The sequence below is a fragment of the Flavipsychrobacter stenotrophus genome (genome assembly GCF_002954265.1).
Lineage (GTDB): Bacteria > Bacteroidota > Bacteroidia > Chitinophagales > Chitinophagaceae > Flavipsychrobacter > Flavipsychrobacter stenotrophus.
This window is the reverse complement of sequence record NZ_PPSL01000002.1, coordinates 1-24,831: the sequence shown is the minus strand read 5'-3', so window position 1 is coordinate 24,831 and position 24,831 is coordinate 1. Positions and strand designations below refer to the sequence as shown.

The window sequence follows — 24,831 nt, the reverse complement described above, 5'->3', positions numbered from 1 at the left end:
GAAAAGTAAAAAGTAAAAAGTAAAAAGTAAAAAGTGTGTGCGGCAATAAATAACTATGTGATTTTGCTGTGTATGGTATTTTACTTGTTCTAAAATATTATTTACCATGAATAACAACACACCGGTATCTATAGAGTACAACGGCTATCTGATCACTACAGATAGATCGCTGATGTTTCCGGAAGATGTACATGTATGGCTTTCAAAGGTATCGTACTGGGCAAAAAACATCCCGTACGATACCTTTATGCTTTCATTCAATAACTCGTTTTGCATAGGCGCAGTAAAGGATGGAAGGCAGGTGGCATTTGCCCGGCTCATAACCGACTATGCAACATTTGGTTATCTGGCAGATGTCTATGTACTTGATGAGCATCGCGGACAGGGCATTAGTAAAGTCATGATGCAGGAACTTTTCGGCCTTGATTGGGTAAAGAAACTAAGAAGGTTGATGCTGGCAACCCTTGATGCACATGGATTGTACAGGCAAGTGGATTTTAAGGAAGTCACTTTTCCTGCTCGTATTATGGAGATAACCCGCCCTAATATTTATGGTGATATGGAGAGCCCTTGCAGGTGATGATAAGTAGAGAGCCCTTAACGTGTATCAAGGTTCTGATGCCGTCGACTCTTGTCGGTCTCTGACCGACGACCATCGGGCCGACTCTCTTTGGGAATCACTAAGCAGTGACTGCAAGGACGTACTCGTTTTGAATACGTGAATGGCGCCTATCTACTATCTACTCAAAAAACAACCAATCATGAACTATTTACAATCAGCCAACAGGCAATTTAAAATGTACAAACAGCTGGGCGAAAAAGCGATGGCCCAGATGAGTGATGAAGCATTGAACTGGCAGTCGAACGAAGACAGCAACAGTGCAGCCATGGTGGTGAAACACCTGTGGGGCAATATGATGAGCCGCTGGACCGACTTCCTGACCACAGACGGTGAAAAGCCATGGCGCCAGCGCGACGCTGAGTTTGATAATGATGTAAAGGGCAGGGAAGCCCTGATGGCCAAATGGGAAGAAGGCTGGCAATGTCTGTTCAATGCATTGGACAGCATCACTGACAATGACCTTGAAAAGATCATCTACATCCGCAATGAAGGGCATACTATACTCGAAGCCATAAACAGGCAGATAGCGCATTATAGTTACCATGTAGGGCAGATAGTGTATATAGCCAAGCTATGCAGCGACAACGATTGGAACAGCCTGTCTATACCTCGCAACCAATCGGCCAGCTACAACGCAGGTAAGTTTGCACAAGAGAAAGGTACCCGCCACTTTACTGACGAATTTATAGATAAAAAATAGTATACCTTTCTTTTGTACCTTTGTGCAAATGCTACAAATGCGTAAATTTTTACTATTCATATTGGTCTTTACAGCCCTCGGACAAACCTCATTTGCCCAGGGCTTTATAATATCCGGCAGGGTAGTAGACAAGAATAACAAGCCGCTGAAGAAAGCACTGGTGCAGGCTGTAGGCTCAGAAAGCATGGGCTTTGCCACCACCAATGATGATGGTCTGTATTTTACCGCAGCGGTACCTGCCGGTAAGTATGAAGTGATCATTAAAGTAGATAGTACGCATTGCCTTGCCAAGCTGGATATAGCACCTACAGACCCGAAGAAGCGCTTTTATAATTTCCGCGTAAATGGTAAAAATGCCGAACTGACCAAGACCGACAAAGATGTATTTATGGAGACTGCTCTGAATAAAATGCAGGGAAGTACTGACAGAGTTGACGGACGAAAGAATAGAAAGCGATAGTTATTACAAGGTAATTTGATAAAGAGCTAAAATATCATACAATGAAAAGGTTATTGTTACTTGTATTACTTATTTGTTCTTATGCTTTTCCGTCATTGGCGCATCAAGGTTTCATTCTATCAGGACAGGTAACAGATGCCAACAATAAACCGGTAAAAAATGCGGGTGTAAAGGTTGTTGGCAAGCTTACTCCCGCAATGGCGAATACCAATAAATATGGCCTTTATCAGGCCTTCGGACTGCAGTGGGGTAGCTATGAAGTAACCATACTGGCAGATGGTAAAGTATACGTAGGCAAAGTATCTATCAGCGCAACAGACCCATTAAAGAGGTATTACAATTTCAAGCTGCAAGGCAAGACAGCAACACTTACTGTTACAGACAAGGACATGTTCCGAGAGGCGGTTATGCAGGCAGTAAAAGATGACCCTAATAGCCGAATAGATGGAGTGAGAGAAGGCTTTATTGAAATTCACTATGCCCCTGAAGAGGGGGATAAGCCGGTGAAGTAGCGAGACTCTATTGCCTTTTCTATATTTGAAACCTAATACCTATTTTATGAAAAAACATTTTTTCTTTCTTCTTTTATTATCCATGCTGTCGTTCTTTTCTAGCTATGCACAAGGTTGGAAATGGGCTAAGGGTAGTGCTACAGGACTTACTTATAGTTACTCTGGTATTTTCGAGGACGCTTTTTTTTACACGGGGCCGATGTGTACAGATACCTTTGGAAATGTATTTATAGCGGGATATACCGGGCAGGCCACACGTACTGTATTTGCGGGCGATACAACTTATAATCCTGATAGTTTAAGGACACAGTTGATATTTTATAAATTGGATACAGCCGGTAATTTAATTTTTAGGTTAAATGGAGAATTTTCTGACGCTGTACCTTTAGCTATTACTACTACAGCATCAGGATACAGCTATTTTATGGGGGAATATTATGATAGTACATTCAGATTGGGTTCTGCCGTATTAACTAACCCAGAGAAATTTTTGATGTACTTCGTTGCAGAGATAGATCCTTTGGGAACTGTATTGTGGGCCAAAAATATTATATCAAATAATGACAGCGTTTTTTATTGGTGGCCAGGCAAACTTGGCCTTGATACTTACGGTAACTTATATGTAGCTGGTACCTTTAATAAACGTTCAGTTGTTATTGGGGCTGATACACTTATCAACCAGGACAGTATTGGAGTTCCCGGGCAGCATGAACTTAGAACAAACGCATTTGTGGCAAAATTTGATAGTGCGGGAAATCCACATTGGGCAAGAAATATTGGTGGGATAAAAGATGATGAGATGGGGGCGCTTGCCGTGTCTCCCGATGGTCAGGTGGTAGTGTCAGGTGTTTATGAATCTCAAAAACTTACCATCGGAAGTGATACACTAAGTAATGCTGTTAATGACTCATTTCAACACACCTATATAGCAAAGTTTGATTCTCTCGGCAACGTTGTGTGGACGCAGAACATATACGGAATAATATCTCCCAGCGATATGGCAGCCGATGATTTTGGCAACTATTATTTTACCGGTGGTTTCAGGCAAGATACTTTATCATTCGGTGCTTACACATTTGCAAACGGTGGCGCAGTCAATTATTTTCTTACTAAATACAATTCGGCCGGAAATGTGATTTGGGCAAAAACTGCCGGTGGCGCTCAAAACTTTGGTAGCAGTGTGAGTACTGATCATTGCGGTAACATCTGGGTTGCGGGTATCATACTCAATTCCACGCCATATACAATGAACTTTGATGGTCATCTTTTTTCTCCCACTGGTCTTGATAATCCATTTTTTATAGTATCGTATGATACTTCTGGTAATTATTTCATCAACTTAGGACAAAACAACGGTGGTGTTGATCGTTCGAATATAGCAGTAGACCACAGAGGAAATTTTTTCGTGTCGGGTAGTTATAGTTATCGTCCTGTATACTTTGCAAGCGATACCCTATATGCAGATTCAGTCGCTTTCATGCCTTATTCGGCGCCCGAGATTTATCTTGCTAAATTTAACTATGATTCATTTCAGTGCTATCCGTACACCTTCAGGCTTGGGGTAGAAGAGGTCACGCCCAAACCGTCGGAAATTACATTATTCCCTAACCCTGCCGAAAACGAATTGCACGTCTTGTCTGCTGACAAAATAAGGAGTGTGGAGATCTATAATTTTTTAGGCCAACGAATATTTGTTGGGAATTATTTTGCTGAAAAAATAACAGTGCCAATTGCAGATATGTTACAAGGTGTCTATATTGTAAGGGTCAATAATTACACCATCCTGAAATTTCAAAAGGAGTGATTTTTATTGCCTCTTCTTTAAGCTCTGCAATACTCATAGTAAGTAATTTTAAATAAAGTTACGATTTGAGTTAATAATTGATATCCCCTAATCATTCTTATAAAACACCAACGTCCCCTCTGTAAAATCCAACTTTACTATCCCGCCGCGCATGCCTATAAACACATTTTCATCATCAAATGCGGCAATGGAATTGGGGTAGAGGCCCGTCCAGAAGGCATTTTTAAATAGTCTTTCTTTTTTGAGGTCTTTGACTATATAAAAGCTCTCATGGGCGGCAATCAAGAATTGATCATTGTAGATAGTGAATGCCTCGGGGGCATCTTCAAAATCAAGTAGCTTTTTATAGCTGAAATCGTGCCCAGTTCTTATCAGCTCATACAATGCACCTCCGCTATGGTCCATGTGGGCAAGGCCTTCAATAAAGTATATCTTGTCTTTATAGCTAAATACAAATTTTACATTGCCTTCTTTTATCTCTATGGGTTGCTGCGTGTTATCATTAGGCGTAAATGTCAATGATCCGCCAAACTCACCATGATCTATGGCTTTCAGTAACCCACCCTGAATACTCAACAGGTTCCAGTTCATACTTGGTGTTCTTCTTATTTCCAGTGCACCTTCAAAATCGCGTACCCTGTATTCTCTCTTGCTTGAGTTGAGCTTATGCCAGGGTATGCTATAGGCAATTGGTGGCTTTGTTTCTACAAAGCTGGAGGGTACTTTTATACGTAGTTGTGCATAGGACATAACACTGAAAAGTGTTGTCAACGTAAACAAGATATATTTAAAGGTATTCTTCATTTTTAATAGTTCATTTTGTGGAGTGATTGTCTATATATTTTTCGTCCCGCACAAACAGCGTTTTCTTTCTTAGATGTGACATTTTTCCTTTTTTGTTTCGGGCATATTGCAACAAATTTTCTCCCCGTTCCACAAATGTAGTTTTAGGTATACTTATTGTATCATGTATGTCAGGATTTAAGAGAAGACTATCTCCTTTAATGATGTACATTGTTCTAACCAATTTAAATGGTTGAAGAATAAGTTTTCGATGTCGTTCAGTAAACAGACCATGTCCTGCCCATTGTTGTCCATCATCGCTGTGCATTATTTTGTCAAATGTCCCTGAAGTCAAATGTTTATTTTCCTTATAAAAAATATAATGATTAGATACCCAGGGAGACGCTGTCTGATGATAGCATAGCGTATCCTGACCCAAACAATTGCCAGCATGAAAGGCTACAATTATCAGTATGAATCTCAGGATTTTTTTCATAAGTGGTTATGATTAAATTATATAGGCGATCATTGCCGCATTCATCGCATTGTTGCATTCCATCACATTCGTTTACACATGCATCACCCCTAAATTACTCCTGAATATCTTCACCGCAATTGCCAACAGTATCACTCCGAAAAATTTACGGATAACTGCTATGCCCGAAGGCCCTAACATGCGCTCCAGGAAGTTGACAGAACGAAGCGTTATAAACACAATAATGAGATTAATAAGAATGGCTATAAGGATGTTGTAAGACTCATAAGCTGCTTTAAGCGACATAACGGTAGTCAATGTGCCCGAGCCTGCTATGAGCGGAAAGGCGACCGGTACCAGTGTGCTGGTCTTCGCATTTTCGTCGTGCTTAAATATATCCAGCCCAAGTACCATTTCCAGCCCGAGGATAAAAATAACTATAGAACCCGCTATGGCGAAGGATTTAATATCCAGCCCCATAAACTGCAGCATCTGTTCACCTATAAGAAAGAATGCCAGCATCAATCCGCCGGACACGGCTGTGGCCAGCAGCGCATTGATATCGCCCATCTTCTTTTTGATGCCAATAATTACGGGCAGCGATCCCAATATGTCTATCACCGCAAACAGTGTGAATGTAACGGTCACTATCTCTTTCAGGTCGTCTTTATTGAGCCAGATGGAATTCATGGGATGTGTTTTAATTGAAATAGAAGCGCAAGTTATGGCACACCTTTGAGCTGTGTCATAACTATGGCCGGATACTTTTTACTTTTCAGTTTTTACTTTTCACTTACAAGTTACCTATTTTTGCCACTCAAACATACAAATGGCCTTAGCAAATTACAACCACACCGCCGCAGAGCGTTTTATGAGATATGTGCAGGTAGACACTCAGAGCGATCCGATGTCTCCGTCACAACCATCTACCGAAAAGCAGAAAGACCTGAGCCGCATACTGGTAAAGGAACTGCTGGAAATAGGCCTGACAGATGCTGAACTGGATGAGCATGGTTATGTATATGCTACCATTCCTGCTAATACAGATAAGAATGTACCTGTACTTTGCTTCTGCTCGCACGTTGATACCGCGCCCGATTGCAGCGGTGAAGGGGTAAAGCCAATTTTACACAAGAACTATGATGGCAAGGACATTACCCTGCCCGATGATAACACTATAGTAGTAAGTGCCAAAGACCACCCTTACCTTAAGGAGCGCATTGGTGATGATATCATTACCGCGTCGGGACTTACCCTGTTGGGTGCAGATGATAAGGCGGGTGTGGCCATTATTATGGATCTGGCGCACTACCTGATGAACAACCCCGAAGTAAAGCATGGTAAGATACGCATGCTGTTTACGCCAGATGAAGAAGTAGGTCGTGGTGTGGCTGCAATAGACATGAAGAAACTGGGTGCCGACTTTGGTTACACCCTCGATGGTGGTGAAAGAGGCCACCTGGAAGGAGAATCATTTTCTGCCGATGCTGCTGTAGTTACTTTTCATGGCGTGAGCGCACACCCGGGTTATGCCAAGGGCAAGATGGTGAGTGCTATAAAGGCTGCTTCTGCTTTTGTAAGCATGCTGCCCGATACCGAATGGTGCCCTGAGGCTACCGAGGGTATGCAGGGTTTTGTGCATCCTACATCTATAACCGGCGAACTGGAGACAGCGGTAGTGAAATTCATAGTACGCGATTTTGATACTAAGAAACTGGCCGAACACGAAGCTCGTTTGAAAGGACTGGCCGAGCAGGCAGCAGCCAAGTTCCCTGGTACAACCATAGCATTTGAAGTGAAGGAGCAGTACAGGAATATGAAGGAAGTACTTGACCTTAATCCGCAGGTAATGGGATACGCCGAAGAAGCGTATGGACGCGCAGGCATGAAGGCCAATATCCAGAGTATCCGTGGTGGTACAGATGGGTCGCGTCTGTCGTTCATGGGGCTGCCTTGTCCTAATCTGTTTACCGGTGAAATGGGTATCCATAGCAAGCAGGAATACGTAAGCGTACAGGATATGGAGAAGGCTACAGAAGTGCTGGTACACCTGGCGCAGATATGGGCGGAAAAATAATTTGTAAGGGATATTGGAAAATTTCTTATTTTACCGACGTTTAGCTTAATTCTGACCAAATTGGAGGGTGGAAAAGCTATGCAGATACTACAACAAAGAGACAAAAAAACTATTATGACAAAAAAACTGTTACCTGCTATACTGGTTTCAATTTTTGCAATTGCATCTTGTACTAAAACAGCAAGAGTAGAGCCTACGCCTACACCTGTTGACTCTACTATTTATTATACTTACTCAATGAGTTCTATTTATACTTCATTGAAAGTAGTACCTAGAACAGTGGTGCTGAACCCTGCGCTGGGCGGTAGTTTTGTAGGTAATAGCGGTACGATCTATACTTTTCCTGCCAACGCATTCCAAACTGTTTCGGGCGGTGCAGTAACCGGTAATATCAATCTTGACCTGAGCGAATACATAAAAAGGGGCGACATGATGTTCTCCAGGATATTGCCTGTAAGCGATGGGAATGCACTGGTATCAGGTGGTGAATTGCAGGTAACTGCTTACCAGGGTGGCACTAAGCTGATGCTGAAGCCGGGCTTTAATTTTACAGCGGTAATACCTCAGTTGGGAGCTATCTCTACAGGTATGCAGTTCTTTTATGGCCAGACGGTAAACACGTCGGTAAATCCTGTAAACTGGCATCCTACTGCTACATGGGGCGGTGCAGGAACTACAACTTACATTGGCGATACTATAGCCGTTCAGTCAGACAGCTTAGGTTTGGTAGCTGCGGGTCGTTTCCTTACCAGTCCTAACTATCAGACATTCTCTTTGACCATCGATGGTCCTCAGTTTGACGATAGCGACCATGTACAGGCTTATGCATTGTTCGATAACAACAGGGTAGTGTATCCAATGGCTGCGCGTTACCACCAGAAAATAAGCGAAACACACGTGCCTAATGTACCTGTACACTTCGTAGTATGGGGTATTTACCATGGCGATTTCTATGGTGGTATATCTACCAACATCACTCCGCTGAATGGCTGGGCGTACACCATGAGTATTGTGAAGGTCAATCCAATTACCTTCCTCGCTCAGGTAAATGCATTGTAAAAGAAATAAGTAGCTGTATATAACTTGAAATGCCCCGTCTTGCGATGGGGCATTTTTATTTAATGGCTTTAAATTTTATTATTACTTAGCACTTTTCGCAGCTTCGTACATAGGTTTTACCTGCTCTTCGGTAAGTGGTGATACACGTTTGTCATATAGGCGGAATGACTTGCCGCCTACATTGAGGATATATTCAAAATGGCATACGTCTCTGCCCATGATCTTAGCCGTGTACATAAAGCCATTAGCATCTTGCGCCAGGTACTTTACGAACTTGGTCATATCATCCTTCTCGGTCTTAGTTCTTTGCTCGGCAATGGTCATTTCAGCAGTCTCTATGCTGATCTCAAAATTACCCGGGCCCTGTATACTGTTGTCATATTTGCCAACTACAGCTTTTACGCCTTTGGGTACAGTCATTTTAGAGGGAATTTCTACAGAGGTGAGGTCTATTACTTCGGTTTCTGTTTTTGCAGTTGCTGTCTTTGCAGCCGGTGCGGCTTTCTTAGCTGTCTGGGCATAGGTTATGCCTGCGGCCATTACCGTTACCGATAAAAGCGAGAATACAATTTTCTTCATGGTTGTTTGTTTGTGTGTGTGTCGATTATTATTCAGGATTGATATTGGGATCTTACAGGCGTAATGGGCTAGTCCTTATAGCTCTGTCCACTGCGACTTCTTAATGCTGCTTCGGCCTCCATCATACTCATTTCCTTGGCCTTCTCCAGGAACTCTGAGGCGAAGATAAATGCATTGAGTTTTTCGTCTTTACTGAAGATGATATCCTTGTTAGTTCCCTCCCATTGCTTGGTGCCTTGGTACATGTACACAATATGGTCACCATACTCCATCACCGTATTCATATCGTGCGTGTTCACAACGGTGGTGATGTTGAATTCGGTGGTTATCTCTTTTATCAGTTTGTCAATAACCAGCGATGTCTGAGGGTCGAGGCCAGAGTTAGGCTCATCGCAAAACAGGTATTTAGGATTCTGCACCACAGCACGGGCCAATGCCACGCGCTTCTTCATTCCACCGCTTATCTCTGCCGGGAATTTCTTATTGGCATCTTTCAGGTTTACCCTGTCCAATACCTCATTTACTCTTTTTAGTTTTGTTGCATAATTGTCTTTAGTAAACATATCGAGCGGGAACATTACATTCTCTTCCACCGTCTTACTATCAAACAATGCACTGCCCTGGAACAGCATACCCACCGATTGTCTCAGAAGTTTCAACTCCTTTTCATCCATGGTCACAATGTCCTCACCCTCATATAGCACCTGGCCATTGTCTACCGACATAAGGCCTATCATTATCTTCATCAGTACTGTCTTACCACTGCCACTGGTACCAATGATAAGATTGGTCTTGCCCGCCTCCATCTTAAAGGAAACATCGTGCAACACCACCTTCTCCCCAAATGCTTTCCTTACGTTCTTTATCTCTATCATTTCAGTACATGGTATTTAGTACATGGTGGCAAACTTTCTTTATCAAATTGTTTCGCCTGGATGTAACTATTCATCAAAGGCCACAAACGGCAAATACTTTTTTCGTAACCGACCCTCCACCTTTCTTTTTTATTGTCACAACCCCACAATAGTCATAATTTTTATAGACCGAATCTGACACCAGCGTTGTTGTTACATCAACTTCAAACATAATGCTCAATACTGTCTGATCCTAATGTCATCGATCTTAACACAACCACAGAATCATCAATTGAAAGATAGCCGCATGTGTCGTATGTTATAAAGATCTCAGACTTACTTTCCTGGTCAATAAAATTACACCCGCCTCTGTCAAAACCACCGCCGGGATATTGTTTAAACCTGGTAATTTTAAACGGTTCAACCTTACTGTGGCATGAGCAAATAAGCATAAAGAGCAATACAATAGCAATTATTCTCATTTCATAGTGTTTTTCCTTTTACTCTGCCGCGCTAGCAACTACACCCACCCACAAACTTCTTTGCCACCGTTTCGCCCTTTTTGTTCCGTATAGTTATCGTGCCTTCAAAAGTATCTTCTTCACTCCCATCATGTGTCTGGTTCATCTGCACCTTCAGTTCCAGGTCTTTGTATTGATACGTTTCATTATAGTTGGTGGTACTGTCATTAATGGCTGTGGGCGTACTCTTTACAAGAGCAAAACCTACCACTTTGCCATTCACACACAGGTATGTTTCATCACCTCCACCCGACATCATTATAGGGTTGTCTTTATGGTCAGCATCGCTAAACGAACAGCCTGCCTCCTTGCAATCTTCAGGTACTTCCTTGATCGCATCAATGCTTAACGCACCTTCCTTATTCCCGCAGGAACAAAGAAAGATCAACAAACAAAGAATTATATGGACAACGTTTTTCATTACACTGGGTTTATCTTTAAAAGCATGAATCAGTGAAATCTGGGTAATCCTTTTTAAAATCTGTGATTCAGACAAATTGCCGAATTTATACCTGAAACACCCCCATCTTAAACTCCTTATGATCCTGCGAATGATTGGCTGCATTGATACCTTCAGATATTACGCTGCGGGTGTCAATTGGATCTATGATCTCATCTACCCAAAGTCGTGCCGCCGAGTAATATGAAGATGTTTGTGCATCATATTTATCTACGATCTCCTTGAGTATTTCTTTCTCTCTTTCAGGATCTATCACTTCACCTTTCGCTTTGAGTCCGGCTACCTGTATCTGCATGAGCGTTTTAGCCGCAGCTTCGCCGCCCATAACAGCTATTTTGGCATTAGGCCATGCATAGATGAAGCGTGGGTCATATGCCTTACCGCACATTGCGTAATTACCTGCGCCATATGAGTTGCCGATAACAATAGTGATCTTCGGCACCACGCTATTAGCTACAGCATTTACCAGCTTTGCACCGTCTTTAATGATACCACTCTGCTCACTGCGGCTGCCCACCATAAAGCCGGTAACATCCTGCAGGAATACCAATGGTATCTTTTTCTGATTGCAATTCATAATGAATCTTGCTGCCTTATCGGCACTATCATTATAGATCACACCGCCCATCTGCATTTCACCCTTGCCGCTCTTCACTATCTTACGCTGATTGGCTACGATGCCCACAGCCCAGCCATCTACACGGCCATAGCCGCATACAATGGTCTTGCCATAATCTTCTTTGAACTGGTCGAACTCGGAATTATCTACAAGGCATTTGATCACCTCAACTATATCGAAGTTCTTATTGTTTTGTGCAGATACCAGACCGTAAATATCTTTCATGTCCCTTGCAGGCAATGCAGGCTTCACCCTGCTAAAACCCTGTAGGGGTTGTTCGCCCAGCTTGTCCATTATGCGGCGCACCTGGTCAAGGCATTCTTTTTCTGTATCAAATTTATAATCGGCGATGCCGCTTATTTCGGTGTGCATCTTGGCACCGCCAAGCGCCTGCTGGTCTGCGTCTTCACCTATCGCAGCCTTTACCAGGTAAGGGCCGGCCAGGAAGATAGAACCATTACCTTCTACCATAAGCGTTTCATCGCTCATGATAGGCAGGTAGGCACCGCCTGCTACACAACTACCCATTACGGCGGCTATCTGGTTGATGCCCATTGCGCTCATCTGCGCATTGTTCCTGAATATCCGGCCGAAATGTTCTTTGTCCGGGAAGATCTCATCCTGCATAGGCAGGTATACCCCGGCGCTGTCTACAATGTATATAACCGGCAGATAGTTTTCCATGGCGATCTCCTGCATACGCAAGTTCTTTTTGCCTGTTATCGGGAACCATGCTCCTGCTTTTACTGTATTATCATTGGCTACGATCACACACTGGCGGCCACTTACATAACCAAGGCCGGCTATAGTGCCACCCGCAGGGCAACCGCCATGCTCTTTGTACATGTCATACCCTGCAAATGCACCTATCTCCGTAAATACACTGCCTTTATCTATAAGATATTCGATGCGCTCCCTTGGTGCCATTTTGCCTTTTTCGCGAGCTTTGTCCATGGCTTTTTTACCACCACCCTGGCTTATTACTGCATGTCGGGATTTCATCTGGCTTACTGCCAGTTTCATGCCATCTTCATTCTTATTAAATTCAAGATCCATCGAATATGTATGTTTTTTGTGTGCCTTTTTTCAGGAACGTTGATTCGATAAAGTCTGTTAAGCGGGATAGTTATTTTTGTTTTATGCAAGGCGCAAACATCTGTGAATAGTGAACTATTTAAAGATTTTGCAACGCGGCAGAAACCGAAAAAAACATTCAGATTGATAGACTTTATTGGATCATCGTTCCGAATTGTAAACTTACTATCTTTTTTGTGTATATCGATACAAAAAGGGCAGATCCTATCGTTAAGTAAACCATTGATTTTCCCATATAAGTGCATGAAATACCACATTCCCTCATTTATGCTACTTTAGAGCCACCAAATATGCGCAGTTCAGCACTCAATAAGTTACTTAAACGCCCTCTTGCTTTAATAGCCATAGGCGTGATCTTGTGCACTGCACTTATATCTGTTTTTGCATATGTCTTAGCGCCCGATAATACGCCTTATTCCAACAGTATGATCGTGGAGCTGGGTGCTAAATCTCCCGGTTTTACCCGGCAATTGCTCTTGTTGCCGAAAACCCAAAAGCCTGCTCATTCCGCCAAAGTATCAGAATTGCTGCATGGTACGCCGTCAGATCTTGTGCAAGTGCCACTGAACAGCTATTCTTTTGAAGGTACTAACCTGCATATAAAGCACTACATAGATGATCGGGTAGAGGATGAGGTGGTTTACCCTATTGGGCAACTACTGCCTGCTGGTCAAGATGGGCTTACTCTTGCACAGCAACAGGAGTATGTAAAGGAACATAGCATTATCAATCGCACTTTCTACCTGGGCACCGACAGATACGGGCGGGATATACTGTCACGGCTTATCACAGGCTCCCGAGTAAGCCTATCAGTGGGGTTTGTGGCTGTTATATTGTCGCTGTCCATAGGTATTATTTTGGGTTCAGTGGCCGGTTACTTTGGCGGTAAGGTGGATAGTGCTGTAATGTGGGTCATTAATATTCTTTGGTCAATTCCTACGTTGCTTTTGGTATTTGCAATTACGCTCACTATTGGAAAGGGGTTTTGGGAGATATTTGTTGCTATTGGATTGACCATGTGGGTGGGGGCTGCAAGGCTTATAAGAGGGCAGGTAATGGTGCTCAGAGAAATGGAATATGTAACTGCCGCCAAGGCATTGGGTATATCAGACATGCGCATCATTTTCCGTCACATACTGCCTAACATAGCAGGCCCGCTTATGGTTATTGCGGCAAGTAATTTTGCAGCAGCCATACTTACTGAGGCAGGGCTTAGCTTCCTTGGTATTGGTGTACAACCACCACAACCATCGTGGGGATTAATGATAAAGGAGCACTACAATTTCCTGCTTACCAACAAGCCATTTCCTGCGCTCATACCGGGTTTTGCTATTATGCTGCTGGTTTATTCTTTCAATATTTTGGGTAATGCATTGAGGGATATATTGGATGTGAAAGGGTAATATATATAACGAAACTTATGTCAAGGGTCAAAACTGGATTTAGAATGCCGTATTTGCTGCTGCTAATATTGGCCGGAATTCTTACCATACATACGGCACTTTCAGGTACTGATAAGGTAGATATTCACAATCACGACAGCTATTTTATAATTCATTTATCATTTGCTTATGGGCTAGCGGCAATGCTGTGCATTGGGTTATGGGTCATACATTGGCAACTTGCAAGGGTCGTGTCGCTACCGTGGTTAGTATGGACGCATATAGTTTCAATTTGTCTATTTTATTTGGGCGCAATATCGATCTGGCTTTTCCCCAAGCCGATCTATTCTCCCCGCCCGTTAAGATATGTTGACATTGCTCATCCGGAAATAAATGTTCAAATGATCATAGCTGGTTGCAGTGTTGCTGTCCTATTTTTGGGACAGGTTGCATTTGTTGTTCATATAATCACTGCAATTTTTAAGAGAATTAAGCAGGTGCTGTTTTAGTTACTTCTTCCCTTTACTCTCGCTATTAAACTTATTTTCCTTGGTCACAACATCCTTTACGATATCGTCCAGCTTTTCTGAGGCTCCTGCTATGCCTTCCATCAGTTCTTTGTTCACAGGGTCGCTCAGGTTATCGTAGTTAAATAGCCGGGAAAGCCCCATTATTGTTACTACCTGGCCGCGTATTTCGTGCGACTGGGTATGGGCAATATCTTCCAGCACATTGCTTTGTTCTTTTATGCGCTGCAGGTGCTTTTTCTTTTCGTGCGATAGCACCTTGTTGGAGCGCGACTGAACAATAAATTTTCTAACAATAACTGTAAGTGTGATCAACAGCAGCGCAATTCCTGCTATAAATATAACCCTTTCGTTGCGCTTGTTGGCTGCTTTGAGTTTCTCTATCTGTATGTCTCTTTCTTTAAGATCTATTGCCCGTTGTGTTTCCAACCCTGCTATTTTTATCTTATTCTTTTCAGAAAAAATAGAGTCTCGATACTCCATATACTGTATATGGTTAGCCAGGGCCTCCTTATAATTCCCAAGCAATGCATATGCGGTTGACAGGTTTTTAGATATTTCCTGGATGCCGTCTATATCGCCTATCTCTTTAGAAATAGCTATCCCTTTATCGAGGTAGTTAACGCACTTTTGTAGATTGCCGGCCTTACTTGCAGATATAAGGCTGTCGGCCTTAACAACTGTAGTACTATCCTGTACAATATTCAGGTAAGTTTCTCCAATGTTGCCCAGGCATATAGACATGCTGAATTTATCGCCGATCTCATCTGCTATCCTCAGCGATCTGAGGAAGTATTCAAATGCTTTTGGGTAGTTATGGTCATTGCGGTATACATTACCAATATTTCCCAGGTCGGCAAGTATATATGATTTAGAGCCTTTTTCTTCATTCAACTTCAGACCTTTCTCGTAATATTCCAGTGCTTTTACATAGTTTTTCTGTGCCTTATACACCAGCCCTATATTGCCGTAGTTGTAGGCTATGCCACCCTTGTCACCCAGTTCTTCGGCCATTTTTAACGACTTGAAAAAATATTCCAGCGCTTCAGGATACTTTTCCTGGCGGCTATATACTATGCCCAGATTGAGCATACAAGAAGCAATATCCTCTTTGCTTTTTACTTCCTCTGCAACTTTAAGCCCCGTAAAATAATTTTCAATTGCCTTAGGGTAATTACCCTGAGTAAAGTAGAGTATTCCTACGTTTATTTGGGTCTTGGCGAGTTCTTTTTTGTCCCCGTTCTCTTCAAATATCTCCTGTGCTTTTTTGTAGCACTCTATTGACTTCACATAGTCCGATTTGGTAAGATAGTTGTTAGCTGTAGCACTGTATGCCCTTGCTGTACCCTGCGGCCACTCTATTTTTTCACCCAGATCTATTGCCTGCTGTCCATACTTAATGCCCTCCATGGGGTTGATGTAACGGTAGTACAGAGATATACGTGTAAGTAGTATAACCCTGGTAGAGTCTTCTTTTACTTTACCAAGTTCCCCCTTTAGTGAATCCAACATTTCGGGGCCGGCCTTTGCCAATGCTTTGTTGTCTGCTGAAATGAAACAGAGCGTGGCAGCAATGCAGAAACTAAGTGTATAGAAGAAAGAGTATTTCATGAATTTACGATGCTAACTGAAAGATAATATAAATGTGCCCATTTTTTATAGCTTCCTATTTCTTTTATTATTATAAGGACCTCTCAGCAACTTGGTAATTAAAAGTTAGTATGACTATCGTTATTCATGTCTTTACTATCTGCCGCCAGTTTGTTCTCTTTCTTTATAAGGCTGGTTATTTGTTTGTCCAGCTTTACCGATACATCGATAATGTCATTGATTATGGTGTTGTTATCGGGGTCGTCGGGGTGCTCCTGGTCGTAGAGTTTGGCCAACCCCAGTATAGTAGATACGGGGCCTCTAAGGTCGTGAGATTGTACGTGCGTAATGTTTTTGAGTACATCTTCCTGCACTTTTATATGCTGCAGGTATTTCCTTTTTTCTATAGACAATACGCGGTTAGACCGCCGTTGAAAATAGAACTTCCTGAAGACTATTGCTACTGTAGCCAGTAACAATAACAGGCCCGAAATGTATAATACGCGCTCTTTACGGGTATTGGCTACTTTTAGTTTTTCTATTTCCAGTTCCTTGTCTTTTAGCTCCATGGCTCTGGTTGCTTCCAGGTTGGCTATTTTTAATCTTATGTCAGCAGAGCCTGTAGAGTCTTTTATTGCCACGTATTCTTTATAGCTTTCCAATGCTTTGTCTTTCTCGCCCATCAGCATATAGGTTTCAGACAGTCCGCTATAAAATTCCTGTATGGCATCCAGGTAGCCTATCTCTCGTCCCTGTTTTATAGCCCTGGTAAAATACTCAACCGATAATTGCAGGTTGGCTTGCTTGCCTTTGGGAATAAGGGAATCGCCCTTTACGTAAAGCGTACTTTCGCCGGCAATATTCCGGTAGCTTACCCCTATGTTACCCATATTGTCGGCGCTCAGGCCCTTGTTGCCCAACTCTTCACTTATTTTCAATGCAGCAAAATGTGCCGCCAGTGCTTTGTCATATTCTTTCTGAAAGAAGTATACAACGCCAATGTTGCCCAGCGTAGTAGATATCTGGGTTTTATTATTCTCGTTACTGGCAATATTTAGCGCCAGTTTATAACATTCCAGTGCTTTAGTGTAGTTTTTTTGCTCCTGATATATGATACTTATATTATTCAGGTTGAAAGAAATACCATTATTATCTCTCAGCTGCTCATAAAGAGTTTTGGATTTATAGTAATAAGAAAGTGCTGTTTGCTGGTCTCCCTTTTTCATGTACACCACACCTATATTCAGCAGGTTAACTGCCTGCCCCTTTGTATTGTTGATGGACTCATTTATAGATAAGGCTTTAAACAGATTTTCCAGCGCTTTAGGGTAATCGCTTTTGCCTGTATAATTGCTGCCAATGGCGCCATAAGACATTGCTTTTCCTTTTTGCCAGTCAAGATCAGAACTCAATTCAAGCGCCTGCTGTGCATATTTTATCCCTTCTGAAGCATTAAAAGCCCGGTAGCCCGATGAAATATCATACAGCACTTTTACTTTGATGGTGTCTGACTGTAGGGTGGGTAATACTTTAAGCAATGAATCAACCAGTTGCTGGCCCTGTTTTTTCTGGGCAAACAACATAGTGGGTATTGTAAAATAAACTAATAGTAATATTTTTTTCATTAAATATATTTGGCCACGCCAACGTCGAGAAAATGCGAAGCAACTAAAAATAATTCTTTATATCTATCTTTAATAACAGAATGAAAGGTTTTTTCAATAATTTTTTTAACCGGACAGTAAACGTCAATATTTTATTTTCCGGTATTTTAAACTCGCTCATTACTTGCAAGTCTTAAAAGAGCAAAATAAATATTTAACCACTTAAAATATCCTGATCATGTTTAAGACAAAGCTTTCATTTTATGTTGGCGCACTGGCAGTAACCGTCGGTTCTCTTGCCTTTCTTGCTTCTTGTAACAAGAATAAAAAGACAGATACTACAGAAGATACCGGGTATGCCTCGGAGCATTCTACGGCGGAAAAATCTTTCAATGATGCCGAATCTATATCGGACCAAGCTTCTACCGTAACATCGGGCAGTACGCTGGGGTATAAGACCACCGCGCTTACCAGTGCCTGTGCTACGGTTACCCGCACCACCGGTTCTATAGTTGTAGACTTTGGTACGGTAAACTGCTTATGCAACGATGGCCGTAACCGCAGGGGTAAAATACTGATCAGCTATACAGGTAACTATTCAGATAGCGGATCTGTACGCACTATTACCTTCGATAACTATTACCAGAACGATAATAATGTAGCCGGTACAAAGACGGTTACCAATATGGGCCACAATTCATTGGGGCAGCCTTACTTTAACGTAACTGTAAATGGTACGGTTACATTGGCTACAGGTGGTAGCATATCTACCAACTGGGCCCGTGTGCGCACCTGGACGGATGGCTATAATACGCTGACCGACTTCTCTGATGATAAATATACTGTAAGCGGCACCGGTACACTTACCCGTGCCAGCGGAGCCATAGTTAATATTGCTATTCCTACCACCACGCCACTGGTGTTTGCAGCAGGCTGCAGGTGGATAGAAGCAGGTACACTCACTTTTACAATGCCAAGTGGACTTACCCCGCAGCATTAATTATGGTAGTACAGCAACATGCGACAACCAGGCGGTACTTACCTTGCCCAGCGGCACTACTTATACTATTACAATGCCATAATATTAACCGCATTTATAACAATCCCAAAGCGGGTCTGCAGTCTTGCGGATCCGCTTTTTTGTTATTATCTGATTTTGTTTTTTCGCTGCATTTGTTGGGCCATCACAGCTAAAACTATCGATGGTATAGATATGATCAGCAATACAATTCCGAAATGCATAGTTTGGCTTAACAGTGCAGCAAGGACGATCGTTAGCGCATTAACTACGGTTATCAACCAGGAAGTGGCTGCGTGGCTCATACCTGAATCGAGCAGGTAATAGTGCAGATGCCGCCTGTCGGCCTTTAAAGGAGATATGCCATTTTTTGCCCGCAGTATAAATACGCGCACTGCATCAAATACCGGGTAGAACAAAATGGACAATGCCAGCATAAACGCGCTGCTGGCCTTTATGGCTGTAGGGGTGGTGCACATAAAGCGGACATAGAATATAGATAAGATAAAAATGGTGAAGCCTGAAAGCATGGAGCCGGTGTCGCCCATGTATATCTTAGCAGGTGAATAATTATAGTAAAGCAAACCTATGGTTGCGCCGAGCAGGGAAAAGGAGATGCAAGCTTCCATGCTATGGCCTGTTTGTATAAACAGTAACCCGAGTACGCCGCAGTAGAGTATGGCCAGCATGCCGGCCAGCCCGTCTATACCATCTATGAAATTAAACACATTGATAAAGAACGTGCAGCAGAAGGTGGTAAGCCCTACGCTAACCCAGTACGGTAAGATATCGACTCCCATAAATCCGTAAAGGGATATGATACGCATATCAGCAAACTTTACGGCAATGAATGAGGCAATGAACTGAGCCAATAGTTTCTTTGATGGGCGCATGTTCATGAGGTCGTCATAAATGCCTGTGAAGAACAAGATGACTGTTGAAGTGATAATGACCTCCCAGCCTATGCCTGCATGCTGTATGAAGTAGGGTATGGTGGCTATATAACCAATAAATACGCCTATGCCCCCAAGGCTGGGTATCTCCTCGCCGTGTATCTTGCGGATGTTGTCGGGGATGTCATATATTTTGCGCTTGCGGGCGATAAAGATGATCTTCTTCACCGCATACAGACTCACCACTGCCGATACCACCACAGCTAAAATATACAATATGTAATCGGGCAACGTAGATAACATTATACTGATAACGGTGTTTACTGTTGATTATTATTTGTCGCTCTCATTGTCGTGGTGAGTCGCGCCGAACCACGACAATGAGCAATCTGGACGTATTCGTTTTGTGTTGGCCCATTTTATGTGGAGACGCAATTATGCGTCTCTACGCGCTGCGTTTATTCAACGATCGCTCCAAAAATCCTCTCGTAAACGAATACAAATTAAAGTCACTTTCCCCAACGGCTATTGCCAGTTCACTTTTCAACCGATCATAACTTATGTTCTTCATTTGCTGCACCTGCATTAGTTGCCAGCTTTTTTCGGCCAGTAGCTGCAGGCGTTTCTCCGGTAGTTCCTCATGTTCTTTAAGGTAACTGGCAATAGCTTCCGCCAGCTCGGGTATGCCGGTATTATTGGTAGCTACTGTTTTTATCACTGGTATCTCTTTGCCGTCAATGGCTTTCTCATGTGCCAGCATACGCAGATTGCGATACAGCGTTTCGGCATTCTCGCGGTCGGCCTTGTTCACCACAAATATGTTGGCTATCTCCATTATACCAGCCTTCAGGGTCTGTACCTCATCCCCGGCTTCGGGTACCAGTGCTACTACTGTGCAGTCGGCCAGGCCGGCAATTTCTACCTCACTTTGTCCCACACCTACGGTCTCTATAACAATAACATCGAACGGGGCCTCTTTTACCACCTCGGTGATCTCTATTATTTTGGCACTCAATCCGCCCAAAGCTCCACGTGAAGCCAGCGAGCGGATATAAATATTGGGATTAGTATAAAATTCGCTCATGCGTATCCTGTCGCCCAGCAATGCACCATAGTTAAATGGTGATGAGGGGTCGACTGCTATAACGGCTACCTTCTTATTTTCCTTCAGCCAGTACTGAAGCAGGGCATTGACCATAGTGCTCTTACCTGCACCGGGAGGGCCGGTGATGCCGATGACCCTTGGCTTATTGTGGCTGTTCAGATTACTTAATAGCCATTCATAGCCTTCAAGGTTATTTTCAACGGCCGTGATGCCCCTTGCCAGCGCAAGAAAGCTGCCCGTTTTTATCTCCTCATGAAGTTGCTTAATATTGTGGCGCACTAAATTGTCTTTTTGACCGTTACAGTAATTGTGAATAATCTATCTAGCAAAAGTAGTTTTCTAAGTAATAAGAAAGTAGATAAGTCTGATATAGCTATAGTTTGTATATTATTGATGGTGTCGGGCTTGCTTATTTCCAGGCTGTTCTTATCGCTGGGCATGATACTATTTGGCATCAACGCCCTTTGGAATGTACCGCCCCGTAAGTGGATAGAGAGCAAATGGTGGCTGGCAGGTATAGCCTGGGTGACCATGTATGCGGCAAGTTTTTTTTGGAGCAGTAATAAGGAGGAGTGGGGGGTATTCCTGCAGTTAAAGCTGCCCGTCGTCCTTTTGCCACTTGCTTTTACTTTTGTTCCCCGGTTTACTGCACGGCAGCTACAGAATTTTACCCTTATTGCGGCACTGATGCTTTTGGCGGGATGCGGGTATAGCATTTCTTTCCTGGTGCGTGATTATGCGCACTTTATTGCGGAGTACAATATATCGCACATGTTGCCTACACCGGTATACCGCGATTACCTTTGCTTTAGTGTTACCTGTGCGCTGTTCATAGCATGGGTGGTGTTTATGTGGCCCCGTTTGTTGAATGATACTGTTAAGTGGATCATAGGTGGATCTTGTTTGTTGATATTTATATATCTGCATGTGCTGGCATCAAAGAGCGGACTTCTTGCTGTGTATATTTTTGCCATCAGCTATGCTGTTTACTCTGTAATTGCCCGTCGTAGTTTGGCGGGTATATTGGGTGTTCTGGCAATTCCTGTTTTCCTTTATTGTGCGGTTACTTTCATACCTACGCTTAGAGAACGTAAGGAGCATATTGTCTATACCTGGTATAGATATATGGACCAGGATAAGACCGGCAAACTGGGTGACCTCTCGCGCATAATGTCTTACGACATATCATTAAAGCTAATCAAAGAGCACCCTGAAAAGGGCGTGGGCACCGGCGACATGCTGGATGCGATGAAAGAAGGGTACGCAAAATATTACCCTAATGTAACGGAGGAGATCAACAAGCTGATACCGCATAACCAGTTTCTTACAGTGGCTCTTGGGTGTGGTATTCCGGCAATGATCATCTTTGCGGTATGGGTGATGATGCCGCTATTTACAAAGGGCACTAAGCGCGATAAATTCTTTCTGGCTATCACCTGGGTCATGCTGTTGCTTATGCTCTTTATTGAGCCTTTCCTTGAAAGTCAGTTTGGTGTATTTATCTATCTCTTTTTCCTGTTGATGGTGATGCATACAATGGGAGAGAAGAGAGATGTGTCGGCTACAAGTACGATATAGTAATTAGATACCCGTTATTTCAATCAGCCCGATAATATTGTTGTTCAGGTCATCGAGTGCTTCACTTGGTACATGCAGTTCACTGTGCATGTCTGCACCTACTTGCTGCACGAGGTATTTTTTCAGGTAGTCCTTCACTACATGAAAGCGGATGATGCAGGCCGCCGTGCGCTGGTGCTTTGATTGCAGTGGGGTGTAGGCGTCATCAATTACCGGATAGAACACAGGCGTTTTAATAAGCCTTGTGGGGAAGCGCGTCCAGCCCGATTTTTTTATCCAGGCAAGCTCACTCGATCCAACGGGGCGGTATAGTGTTTGAAGTTCCATAGCACAAATCTTTACGTCAGTTAACAAGGTTGTTTCATAAATCAGATACAAATAGCAAATCCTCTGAAAGTGTTGCTGTGCAATGATCTTAGCACAATATTAGAGCACTTGGTTCCATCAATCTACATTTTGTTTACCAACGGTCGGAAAAGTTGATGAACGGTTGTGAAGCACGTGGTGAATAAAGAAAATTGTTTTTATTTTGTAGTATTACACCTTGTTACATAATCTGAATTTGTAGATCTGGAAACCAAATATTAATGGCAACAAACATACTTATAGTAGAAGACGATGACATAATGGGCAAAGTGACCCAGAACTACTTTGTGAAAAAAGGTTACCATGTAGATTTGGCCATAGATGGACAAAAGGCAATGGAAATGTTGCAGAACAATTCTTATCAGTTGGTGGTTACCGACCTTAATATGCCCTATGTAAATGGACAACAATTAATTGAGGCCATAAAACGCAATAAGTACGGTAAGATAAAAATTATTGTAATGACCACCATGGGAACTGAAGCAATGATAGCTGAGATATTTGCCCTGGGTGCCGATGACTTTATTACCAAGCCTTTTAAAGCCAGTGAGCTACTTGCAAGGGCGCAGAAGCTGGTGTATTAAGCAATATTTTTCCATGATATTAAGTTTGTTATAGTTGGTGTTATTGAGCCCGATTATAAAAGTGGAAGTTTTTCTTGTTTACGGAAGTTTTGTTTCGCGTGTTTCGGTGGAAATGCTGTTTGGGTGTGGTTTTCGGGGTGTTTTAACAAATTTCCTAAAACTTCCACTTTCTTCCACTTTTTTCCGGTTTCTTCCACTTTTTGCAGGGCCGAAAATTTTCAGCCCCTACCTAATTTTTAAAAAGTACCATGCGTTTTATTAAGTAGTGTTGGTGTGTCGTTGTTTGCAGGTGATCGCAAGGTTTGCAGATTTTCATGTAATGATAATTTATAGTTTAGCTACAAAGGTGAGACGGTATTTTGATTTGTGCAAAAGCAAAAGTCATGGTGGTACACTTTTCGTACCATGATGGTACGCTTTCCGTACCACCAAAAAAAAAAGTTTTGTGGATAACTGTAGTTAGATTGTTGGATCTGTGTTGGGTTATGTATGGTGTTTTGTGTGTTTTGAAAAAATGGCTGGTAGGGAGTGAAAAGTGTTTTTTTATACTCTGCTTCGAGAGTATTGATTTTATGAACTTCTCTGTTGAATATGTGCGATACCTCCGGCATCGTTCTCAAAAAACGTGATATCATATTGCTATAGACATGTGATGCCCTCGGCGTCATGACATGTGCTTTAACTCCTGGAGGAATAATATTGCGATCGCACTTCTTCGTCTGGCACGATTTTACAGCCTGTTCTGTTTAAAAAAATCATGGACAGCATAAACAAACAACAGCCTGAAGAGAACAAGAAGAACCTGTGGGGCGATGAAGCGGTAAAGAAAATAAAGGAGCTTGCAGAGCAGGCTCATTCGTGCTTTTTCTGTACAGATATGCAGGAGGGCAAGCCCTTTGCAACAAGGCCTATGGCGCCGCAAAAGATAGATGAAAGCGGCAATCTGTGGTTCCTGAGTGCAATAGATAGTCATAAGAATGAGGAGGTAAAGCAGGATGCGTTTGTGCAGTTGCTCTTCCAGGGTAGCCACTACAGTGACTTTATGAGTCTGTATGGTAAGGCCACTGTAAGCCGCGATAAGGAAACAATAAAAGAGCTTTGGGATCCTACTATAAAAACCTGGTTTACAGAGGGTGTTGATGATCCGCGTATTACCGTTATTAAGGTAACTCCTGAGGATGGCTATTACTGGGATACCAAGCATGGTATGGTGGTAGCATTCGCTAAACAAATGGTGGGTGCGGCTATTGGCCAGGCGCTGGATGATTCTATTGAGGGGACGTTGAGGGTATAAAGTTGTTTCGCAAGCGATACGCTTGCATGTGGTAGGACCCCGAAAAAGTCGGGATAAACTCCGTGGACGCTTCGACCAGTAGTTACCATATTTGGATTGGGTATTTCCATGTAGCTATTTAGTTTTGGCGCAAGCAATCCGATGTGAGATTGCTTCGTTCCTCGCAATGAACTGTGTTTATAAACAAGTATTTTGTAAATAATTTTTCTCAAAAATTGCTTCTTTTGTCGCAATAGCAAATGCTTGTTTGAGCAGCTTATTGACTACCGC

General features: G+C 42.7%; 24 protein-coding genes. 12 read left to right on the top strand and 12 right to left on the bottom strand.

The features are described 5' to 3' along the window. Positions 1–106: 106 nt before the first annotated feature. The 5 genes from CJD36_RS05255 (at position 107) to CJD36_RS05235 (ending at position 4,098) form a co-directional block, all read left to right on the top strand. On the top strand, positions 107–580 hold the full coding sequence (locus CJD36_RS05255; protein WP_105038093.1) for a GNAT family N-acetyltransferase: 474 nt from the start codon (positions 107–109) through the stop codon (positions 578–580). Positions 581–761: 181 nt separating this feature from the next. Beyond that, positions 762–1,322, top strand: a complete 561-nt coding sequence (locus CJD36_RS05250) for a DUF1572 family protein (RefSeq protein WP_105039020.1) — start codon at positions 762–764, stop codon at positions 1,320–1,322. 37 nt (positions 1,323–1,359) lie between these two features. Continuing rightward, complete coding sequence (locus CJD36_RS05245) at positions 1,360–1,782, top strand: carboxypeptidase-like regulatory domain-containing protein (protein ID WP_161499212.1); 423 nt, start codon at positions 1,360–1,362, stop codon at positions 1,780–1,782. A 41-nt stretch (positions 1,783–1,823) separates the two neighbouring features. Further along, complete coding sequence (locus CJD36_RS05240) at positions 1,824–2,294, top strand: carboxypeptidase-like regulatory domain-containing protein (protein WP_105038091.1); 471 nt, start codon at positions 1,824–1,826, stop codon at positions 2,292–2,294. Positions 2,295–2,340: 46 nt separating this feature from the next. Beyond that, positions 2,341–4,098, top strand: coding sequence for a T9SS type A sorting domain-containing protein (locus tag CJD36_RS05235; protein ID WP_105038090.1), 1,758 nt, complete (start codon positions 2,341–2,343; stop codon positions 4,096–4,098). A gap of 87 nt (positions 4,099–4,185) precedes the next feature. On the opposite strand, the gene CJD36_RS05230 is transcribed toward CJD36_RS05235, so the two are convergent. The 3 genes from CJD36_RS05230 to CJD36_RS05220 form a co-directional block, all read right to left on the bottom strand. After that, positions 4,186–4,902: a hypothetical protein gene (locus CJD36_RS05230; protein WP_105038089.1), complete on the bottom strand. Its 717-nt coding sequence runs from the start codon at positions 4,900–4,902 to the stop codon at positions 4,186–4,188. Positions 4,903–4,912: 10 nt separating this feature from the next. After that, positions 4,913–5,377, bottom strand: coding sequence for a hypothetical protein (locus tag CJD36_RS05225; protein WP_105038088.1), 465 nt, complete (start codon positions 5,375–5,377; stop codon positions 4,913–4,915). Between the two features lie 72 nt (positions 5,378–5,449). Further along, positions 5,450–6,046 (bottom strand): MarC family protein, encoded by a 597-nt coding sequence (locus CJD36_RS05220; RefSeq protein ID WP_105038087.1) that lies wholly within the window; start codon positions 6,044–6,046, stop codon positions 5,450–5,452. Positions 6,047–6,185: 139 nt separating this feature from the next. Between CJD36_RS05220 and pepT the strand changes: the two genes are divergently transcribed. Both pepT and CJD36_RS05210 read left to right on the top strand, forming a co-directional pair. Continuing rightward, on the top strand, positions 6,186–7,433 hold the full coding sequence (pepT, locus tag CJD36_RS05215) for a peptidase T (RefSeq protein ID WP_105038086.1): 1,248 nt from the start codon (positions 6,186–6,188) through the stop codon (positions 7,431–7,433). A gap of 114 nt (positions 7,434–7,547) precedes the next feature. Continuing rightward, a complete protein-coding gene (locus CJD36_RS05210) occupies positions 7,548–8,492 on the top strand; it encodes a hypothetical protein (RefSeq protein WP_133162512.1) in 945 nt (314 codons plus the stop codon). An 81-nt stretch (positions 8,493–8,573) separates the two neighbouring features. On the opposite strand, the gene CJD36_RS05205 is transcribed toward CJD36_RS05210, so the two are convergent. From CJD36_RS05205 to CJD36_RS05185, 4 genes are all read right to left on the bottom strand, one after another. Further along, positions 8,574–9,071, bottom strand: coding sequence for a hypothetical protein (locus CJD36_RS05205; protein WP_133162511.1), 498 nt, complete (start codon positions 9,069–9,071; stop codon positions 8,574–8,576). A gap of 68 nt (positions 9,072–9,139) precedes the next feature. Then, on the bottom strand, positions 9,140–9,946 hold the full coding sequence (locus CJD36_RS05200) for an ABC transporter ATP-binding protein (protein ID WP_105038083.1): 807 nt from the start codon (positions 9,944–9,946) through the stop codon (positions 9,140–9,142). Between the two features lie 492 nt (positions 9,947–10,438). Further along, on the bottom strand, positions 10,439–10,867 hold the full coding sequence (locus CJD36_RS05190) for a hypothetical protein (RefSeq protein WP_133162510.1): 429 nt from the start codon (positions 10,865–10,867) through the stop codon (positions 10,439–10,441). Between the two features lie 85 nt (positions 10,868–10,952). After that, positions 10,953–12,581 (bottom strand): acyl-CoA carboxylase subunit beta, encoded by a 1,629-nt coding sequence (locus CJD36_RS05185; RefSeq protein WP_105038080.1) that lies wholly within the window; start codon positions 12,579–12,581, stop codon positions 10,953–10,955. A 329-nt stretch (positions 12,582–12,910) separates the two neighbouring features. On the opposite strand from CJD36_RS05185, the gene CJD36_RS05180 reads away from it, so the two are divergent. Further along, entirely contained in the window at positions 12,911–14,023 is a 1,113-nt protein-coding gene (locus tag CJD36_RS05180) for an ABC transporter permease (protein WP_105038079.1), read from the top strand. Positions 14,024–14,511: 488 nt separating this feature from the next. On the opposite strand, the gene CJD36_RS05170 is transcribed toward CJD36_RS05180, so the two are convergent. Beyond that, entirely contained in the window at positions 14,512–16,140 is a 1,629-nt protein-coding gene (locus tag CJD36_RS05170; RefSeq protein WP_105038077.1) for a tetratricopeptide repeat protein, read from the bottom strand. Positions 16,141–16,238: 98 nt separating this feature from the next. Further along, a complete protein-coding gene (locus CJD36_RS05165) occupies positions 16,239–17,744 on the bottom strand; it encodes a tetratricopeptide repeat protein (protein WP_105038076.1) in 1,506 nt (501 codons plus the stop codon). A 217-nt stretch (positions 17,745–17,961) separates the two neighbouring features. On the opposite strand from CJD36_RS05165, the gene CJD36_RS05160 reads away from it, so the two are divergent. Next, positions 17,962–18,723, top strand: a complete 762-nt coding sequence (locus CJD36_RS05160; protein WP_105038075.1) for a hypothetical protein — start codon at positions 17,962–17,964, stop codon at positions 18,721–18,723. A 146-nt stretch (positions 18,724–18,869) separates the two neighbouring features. On the opposite strand, the gene CJD36_RS05155 is transcribed toward CJD36_RS05160, so the two are convergent. Together CJD36_RS05155 and meaB are read right to left on the bottom strand one after the other, a co-directional pair. Continuing rightward, entirely contained in the window at positions 18,870–19,937 is a 1,068-nt protein-coding gene (locus CJD36_RS05155) for an MraY family glycosyltransferase (RefSeq protein ID WP_105038074.1), read from the bottom strand. Between the two features lie 142 nt (positions 19,938–20,079). Next, positions 20,080–21,018 carry a methylmalonyl Co-A mutase-associated GTPase MeaB gene (meaB, locus tag CJD36_RS05150; RefSeq protein WP_240609304.1) on the bottom strand — a complete coding sequence of 313 codons (939 nt, stop codon included), beginning with the start codon at positions 21,016–21,018 and terminating at the stop codon, positions 20,080–20,082. Between the two features lie 12 nt (positions 21,019–21,030). Between meaB and CJD36_RS05145 the strand changes: the two genes are divergently transcribed. After that, complete coding sequence (locus tag CJD36_RS05145) at positions 21,031–22,317, top strand: O-antigen ligase family protein (protein WP_105038073.1); 1,287 nt, start codon at positions 21,031–21,033, stop codon at positions 22,315–22,317. Positions 22,318–22,320: 3 nt separating this feature from the next. Here the strand turns inward: CJD36_RS05145 and CJD36_RS05140 are convergent, their stop codons facing one another. After that, on the bottom strand, positions 22,321–22,644 hold the full coding sequence (locus CJD36_RS05140; protein WP_105038072.1) for a hypothetical protein: 324 nt from the start codon (positions 22,642–22,644) through the stop codon (positions 22,321–22,323). Between the two features lie 260 nt (positions 22,645–22,904). On the opposite strand from CJD36_RS05140, the gene CJD36_RS05135 reads away from it, so the two are divergent. Both CJD36_RS05135 and CJD36_RS05130 read left to right on the top strand, forming a co-directional pair. Continuing rightward, positions 22,905–23,267 carry a response regulator transcription factor gene (locus tag CJD36_RS05135; protein ID WP_105038071.1) on the top strand — a complete coding sequence of 121 codons (363 nt, stop codon included), beginning with the start codon at positions 22,905–22,907 and terminating at the stop codon, positions 23,265–23,267. Between the two features lie 757 nt (positions 23,268–24,024). Then, a complete protein-coding gene (locus tag CJD36_RS05130) occupies positions 24,025–24,561 on the top strand; it encodes a pyridoxamine 5'-phosphate oxidase family protein (protein ID WP_105038070.1) in 537 nt (178 codons plus the stop codon). The last annotated feature ends 270 nt before the right edge of the window (positions 24,562–24,831 follow it).

Excerpts from the sequence above, each read along its gene's own strand:
- CJD36_RS05255 (WP_105038093.1), top strand. The coding sequence starts at position 107 with ATGAATAACAACACACCGGTATCTATAGAGTACAACGGCTATCTGATC.
- CJD36_RS05250 (WP_105039020.1), top strand. The coding sequence starts at position 762 with ATGAACTATTTACAATCAGCCAACAGGCAATTTAAAATGTACAAACAG.
- CJD36_RS05245 (WP_161499212.1), top strand. The coding sequence starts at position 1,360 with ATGCGTAAATTTTTACTATTCATATTGGTCTTTACAGCCCTCGGACAA.
- CJD36_RS05240 (WP_105038091.1), top strand. The coding sequence starts at position 1,824 with ATGAAAAGGTTATTGTTACTTGTATTACTTATTTGTTCTTATGCTTTT.
- CJD36_RS05235 (WP_105038090.1), top strand. The coding sequence starts at position 2,341 with ATGAAAAAACATTTTTTCTTTCTTCTTTTATTATCCATGCTGTCGTTC.
- CJD36_RS05230 (WP_105038089.1), bottom strand. The coding sequence starts at position 4,902 with ATGAAGAATACCTTTAAATATATCTTGTTTACGTTGACAACACTTTTC.
- CJD36_RS05225 (WP_105038088.1), bottom strand. The coding sequence starts at position 5,377 with ATGAAAAAAATCCTGAGATTCATACTGATAATTGTAGCCTTTCATGCT.
- CJD36_RS05220 (WP_105038087.1), bottom strand. The coding sequence starts at position 6,046 with ATGAATTCCATCTGGCTCAATAAAGACGACCTGAAAGAGATAGTGACC.
- pepT (WP_105038086.1), top strand. The coding sequence starts at position 6,186 with ATGGCCTTAGCAAATTACAACCACACCGCCGCAGAGCGTTTTATGAGA.
- CJD36_RS05210 (WP_133162512.1), top strand. The coding sequence starts at position 7,548 with ATGACAAAAAAACTGTTACCTGCTATACTGGTTTCAATTTTTGCAATT.
- CJD36_RS05205 (WP_133162511.1), bottom strand. The coding sequence starts at position 9,071 with ATGAAGAAAATTGTATTCTCGCTTTTATCGGTAACGGTAATGGCCGCA.
- CJD36_RS05200 (WP_105038083.1), bottom strand. The coding sequence starts at position 9,946 with ATGATAGAGATAAAGAACGTAAGGAAAGCATTTGGGGAGAAGGTGGTG.
- CJD36_RS05190 (WP_133162510.1), bottom strand. The coding sequence starts at position 10,867 with ATGAAAAACGTTGTCCATATAATTCTTTGTTTGTTGATCTTTCTTTGT.
- CJD36_RS05185 (WP_105038080.1), bottom strand. The coding sequence starts at position 12,581 with ATGGATCTTGAATTTAATAAGAATGAAGATGGCATGAAACTGGCAGTA.
- CJD36_RS05180 (WP_105038079.1), top strand. The coding sequence starts at position 12,911 with ATGCGCAGTTCAGCACTCAATAAGTTACTTAAACGCCCTCTTGCTTTA.
- CJD36_RS05170 (WP_105038077.1), bottom strand. The coding sequence starts at position 16,140 with ATGAAATACTCTTTCTTCTATACACTTAGTTTCTGCATTGCTGCCACG.
- CJD36_RS05165 (WP_105038076.1), bottom strand. The coding sequence starts at position 17,744 with ATGAAAAAAATATTACTATTAGTTTATTTTACAATACCCACTATGTTG.
- CJD36_RS05160 (WP_105038075.1), top strand. The coding sequence starts at position 17,962 with ATGTTTAAGACAAAGCTTTCATTTTATGTTGGCGCACTGGCAGTAACC.
- CJD36_RS05155 (WP_105038074.1), bottom strand. The coding sequence starts at position 19,937 with ATGTTATCTACGTTGCCCGATTACATATTGTATATTTTAGCTGTGGTG.
- CJD36_RS05140 (WP_105038072.1), bottom strand. The coding sequence starts at position 22,644 with ATGGAACTTCAAACACTATACCGCCCCGTTGGATCGAGTGAGCTTGCC.
- CJD36_RS05135 (WP_105038071.1), top strand. The coding sequence starts at position 22,905 with ATGGCAACAAACATACTTATAGTAGAAGACGATGACATAATGGGCAAA.
- CJD36_RS05130 (WP_105038070.1), top strand. The coding sequence starts at position 24,025 with ATGGACAGCATAAACAAACAACAGCCTGAAGAGAACAAGAAGAACCTG.